The sequence below is a fragment of the Rahnella rivi genome (assembly GCF_019049655.1).
In the GTDB taxonomy this organism is placed as follows: domain Bacteria; phylum Pseudomonadota; class Gammaproteobacteria; order Enterobacterales; family Enterobacteriaceae; genus Rahnella; species Rahnella rivi.
In genome coordinates this window covers 1-255 of record NZ_JAFMOX010000005.1, presented here as the reverse complement: position 1 = coordinate 255, position 255 = coordinate 1, and the positions used below count along the sequence as shown (strand labels likewise).

Annotated in this window: 1 rRNA gene; it reads left to right on the top strand. The window is 51.0% G+C overall.

Annotated features, from left to right (window positions below):
* Positions 1-255, top strand: a 23S ribosomal RNA gene (locus J1779_RS00020); the annotation flags it as partial.

Sequence of the window (255 nt, the reverse complement as noted above, 5' to 3'; positions counted from 1 at the left end):
CCGGCGAGGGGAGTGAAATAGAACCTGAAACCGTGTACGTACAAGCAGTGGGAGCCTACTTTGTTGGGTGACTGCGTACCTTTTGTATAATGGGTCAGCGACTTATATTTTGTAGCAAGGTTAACCGTATAGGGGAGCCGTAGGGAAACCGAGTCTTAACTGGGCGTCAAGTTGCAAGGTATAGACCCGAAACCCGGTGATCTAGCCATGGGCAGGTTGAAGGTTGGGTAACACTAACTGGAGGACCGAACCGAC